General features: G+C 69.3%; 3 protein-coding genes and 1 pseudogene. 1 reads left to right on the top strand and 3 read right to left on the bottom strand.

Annotation, left to right across the window (positions count from 1 at the left end; all coding sequences use genetic code 11):
* On the bottom strand, window positions 1–484 hold a 484-nt coding region (gene recO / locus ACWELQ_RS40475; RefSeq protein ID WP_452402289.1), incomplete at its 3' end, for a DNA repair protein RecO.
* Window positions 485–1,043: 559 nt separating this feature from the next.
* Here recO and ACWELQ_RS40470 point away from each other — a divergent pair.
* Window positions 1,044–2,450 carry an amidase gene (locus ACWELQ_RS40470; protein WP_452402288.1) on the top strand — a complete coding sequence of 469 codons (1,407 nt, stop codon included), beginning with the start codon at window positions 1,044–1,046 and terminating at the stop codon, window positions 2,448–2,450.
* Between the two features lie 75 nt (window positions 2,451–2,525).
* Here the strand turns inward: ACWELQ_RS40470 and era are convergent, their stop codons facing one another.
* Together era and ACWELQ_RS40460 are read right to left on the bottom strand one after the other, a co-directional pair.
* Window positions 2,526–3,485, bottom strand: a complete 960-nt coding sequence (gene era / locus ACWELQ_RS40465; RefSeq protein WP_452402287.1) for a GTPase Era — start codon at window positions 3,483–3,485, stop codon at window positions 2,526–2,528.
* Between the two features lie 131 nt (window positions 3,486–3,616).
* A pseudogene (locus ACWELQ_RS40460) lies at window positions 3,617–3,934 on the bottom strand (cytidine deaminase); the annotation flags it as partial.
* Window positions 3,935–3,940 lie beyond the last annotated feature (6 nt).

The following is a 3,940-nucleotide window of genomic DNA, read 5'->3' as shown; positions in this document are numbered from 1 at the left end:
GGGTGGCGCAGCGGGCACAGTCGGCGAGGGCCGGTGCCCAGCCCGCGAAACCCATGGCGCGCAACAGGAATGCGTCGAGGATCAGTTCGTGGGGTTGCCGGGCCAGCGCGATGGCGCGCAACGCGCCCGCGGTGAGGGTGTGCAGGCCGGGCGCGGGCGCGCCCTCCTCGCCCGCCAGGCGTTCAGCGGTTTCGAGGACCGCGCAGGCGGTGGTGTAGCGCCCATAGTCGGCGACGATGTCGGCGGCGAAGGTCTCGACCGTGTGCACCTGGGTAACGGTGTCGAGATTGCGGCCGGGATGCAGCTGCACATCCACATAGGCGAACGGTTCCAGCCGCGCCCCGAACTTGGAGCGGGTCCGCCGCACCCCCTTCGCGACCGCACGCACCAAACCGTGCTGCCGGGTCAGCAACGTGACAATGCGGTCCGCCTCGCCCAGCTTGTGCTGGCGCAACACCACCGCATGATCCCGATACAACCGCACCGCAACAGTCTTGCACGCGCGACCGACCACGCGACGCCGAGTCACCGGGCGTGTGCGATTAGAACTTCGTTGGTCCGCGATTGGCCGCGCGTTCGATGCTCACCCCGACAGCCGGACCCAGCCCACACGGCCCACCGGAGGACAACATGCCACGCCGCACTCCCGCCGCCAGCTCACGATGGGCGGCAGCCACCTCCGCACCCCGCACCCTGCGTTCTCCGCACCTCGCCCGCCGCGTCGAAGCCGCCTGCACCTGCACCCCGACCAACCACGCACCGGCGAACACCACACCGATGTGCAGGTGCCACCGGTGACACGCCACGCACACCCGTCGCGACGCCATCCGGCGCGCGTGGTCCGCTGCCGACGCGGTTGATCAGTCGTGCACCGAGATCCGGCCCCGGAGGCGGGCCGGATCGTCTGACACATCGGCCGCGCCCTGCCCGCGCCGCCGATGAGGCGTGATCGGCCACTGCCCGGCCGATCACGCCGTCCGACGTTGGACGTGTGACCAGAATCGCGCTAGGTTACCCACGGGTACGAAAGAGACGGGATTCACATGACGATGGCGTCGGTCGGCGAACTCGGGTTGGTCGAGCTCGCAAAGGCATTGGCGGATGGTGAAGTCACCTCGGTGGAGGTGACGACGGCCGTGCTGGATCGGATCGAGGCCAGTCAGCAGGGGCTCAATGCGTTCCGGATCGTGCGACGGGCGGAGGCGCTGGCCGAAGCCGCCGAGGCCGATCGCAAACTCGCTGCCGGGCAACGGGATCCACTACTCGGTGTGCCGCTGGCCATCAAGGACGACACCGATCTCGCCGGGACGCCCACGGCTTTCGGTTGTGGCGGCGACTTCCCCGCGAAAACCGAAGACGCGGAATCGGTTCGGCGGTTGCGCGCGGCCGGGGCGGTGATCGTCGGCAAGACCAATACCTGTGAGCTGGGGCAGTTGCCGTTCACCAGCGCGGATGCCTTCGGGCACACTCGCAATCCGTGGAGCGCCGAGCACACCCCGGGCGGCTCGTCCGGTGGTTCCGGGGCGGCGGTGGCGGCCGGATTGGTGCCCGCCGCACTGGGTTCCGACGGTGCGGGCTCGGTGCGCATCCCCGCCGCGTGGAACAACCTCGTCGGCATCAAACCGCAGCGCGGGCGCATCTCCACTTGGCCGCTGCCGGAAGCCTTCTACGGGCTCACCGTGAACGGCCCGCTCGCCCGCACCGTCGCCGACGCCGCCCTGCTGCTGGACGCCGCCGCCGGACCGCATCCCGGCGACCTGCACACCCCGCCCGCCGTCCGCGTCTCCGACGCGGTCGGCCGCGATCCGGGCCGCCTGCGCATCGCCCTGTCGCTGCGAATCCCGTTCACCGCCACCAGGACCGCACTGGATCGCGAGGTCGAGGCCCGCGTCCACGCCACCGCGAGCACCCTGCGCCGCCTCGGCCACGAGGTCACCATCGCGGATGTGCACTACGGCGTCCTGGCGGGCGCGAGCTTCCTCCCCCGTTCACTGACCGGCGTCGATCAGGCCCTGAAGCGTCTCCCCGGCGCGCAGGTCGACCCCCGCACCACCCACAACGCCGCCGTCGGCCGCCTGCTCTCCCCGCTGCTGTTCGCCGCCCGCCAGGCAGAACCCCTGCTGCGCAATCGAATCGGCCGCATCTTCAACGACTTCGACCTGGTTCTGGCCCCCACCACCGCCACCCCGCCCCCGGGCGTCACCGAAATCGACGGCATCGGCAACTGGGCCACCGACGAACTCATCACCGCCGCGTGCCCGTACACCTGGCCCTGGAACGTCCTGGGCTGGCCCGCCGTCAACATCCCCTCCGGCTTCACCGCCACCGGCCTCCCCGTCGGCTCCCAACTGATGGGCCCCGCCAACTCCGAACCCCTCCTGGTCTCGGTCGCCGCCCAACTGGAATCCGAACTCCAGTGGCAGAAGGCCCGCCCCACCACCTGGTGGTGAAACACCGAGTGGCACATCCTGGAGGAGGTTTGTCCGATTCCCCCTCCAGGATGCGCCACTCGGCGGCTAGGTCGGTTAGAAGCCGAGCTTGCCTAGTTGCTTCGGGTCGCGTTGCCAGTCCTTGGCTACCTTTACGTGGAGGTGGAGGTAGATGCGGACGCCGAGGATGTGTTCGATTTGTTTGCGGGCGTTGGTGCCTACCTCTTTCAGGCGGGCGCCGCCCTTGCCGATGATGATGGCCTTTTGGCTGGGGCGTTCGACGTAGAGGAGGGCGTGGACGTCTAGCATGCCCTCGTGGGAGCGGCTGCCCTCGGTTTCGGTGTCGTCGTTCTCCTCGCGTTCGAGGACTTCCTCGATCACCACGGCCAGGGAGTGCGGGAGCTCGTCGCGGACACCTTCGAGGGCCGCCTCGCGGATGAGCTCGGCCATGAGGACTTCCTCGGGCTCGTCGGTGAGCTCGCCGTCGGGGTAGAAGGCGGGGCCCTCGGGCATCTGGGAGGCGATGACGTCGATGAGCACCTCGACCTGCTCGCCCTTGACCGCGGACACCGGGACCACCTCGGCCTCGGGGCCGAGCAGCGCGGAGACCGCCATGAGCTGGTGGGCGACCTGGTCGCGGCTCACCTTGTCGATCTTGGTGACCACGCCGAGCAGGGTCGTCTTCGGGGCCATGGTCTTGATCTGCTCGACGATCCAGCGGTCGCCGGGACCGATCTTCTCGTCGGCCGGAATGCAGACCGCGATGACGTCGACTTCCGAATACGTATCGCGCACCAGGTCGTTGAGCCGCTGGCCGAGCAGCGTGCGCGGGCGGTGCAGACCGGGGGTGTCCACCAGGATCAGCTGCGCGTGCTCACGATGCACGATGCCGCGAATGGTGTGCCGGGTGGTCTGCGGACGCGAGGAGGTGATGGCGATCTTCTGCCCCACCATGGCATTGGTCAGCGTGGACTTGCCGGTGTTCGGCCGCCCCACGAAACATACGAAGCCGGAACGGAATTCGACCTCCGCACCCTGATTGTCCTGGCCGCTCACTCGAACACCTCCGATTCCGTATCCAGATCCAGCGCCGACGGGACATCCCGCTCGCCCGCCGCATTGCCCGCCTCGGGCCGCAGCGCCGAGATGGGATTCTCGACGCCGTAATCGGCGTCGGCCTCCAGCACCTCGAACACCGAGCCCTTGGCATCGGTGAAAATGACTCGCGCGGAAGGCGATACCTCGCGCACCGCCGAAACACCGGGATCGGACAGCTTGCCCGCGACCACCACGGCCGCCTCGAAACCTTCGATCCCGCTGGAGATCCCGGCCGCGACGGCGGCCTGCAACGCGGTCAGCCGCAGCGCCGTCAACTCGACCGTCCCGGCCGCGTAGGTGCGCCCGTCGGTGTCGCGCACGGCCGCGCCGCCGCTGCCACCCGTGCGGCCCATGGCGCCACGGGCGAGGACCAGCAGCTTGTTGTCCTCGGCATCCAGTTCAGTCATCGGCCT

This window comes from Nocardia sp. NPDC004722, from assembly GCF_053601505.1.
This window is presented reverse-complemented; position numbering and strand designations above follow the sequence as displayed.

What these genes read in the sequence shown, in the direction of transcription:
- ACWELQ_RS40470 (WP_452402288.1), top strand. Translation starts at nt 1,044, where the DNA reads ATGACGATGGCGTCGGTCGGCGAACTCGGGTTGGTCGAGCTCGCAAAG.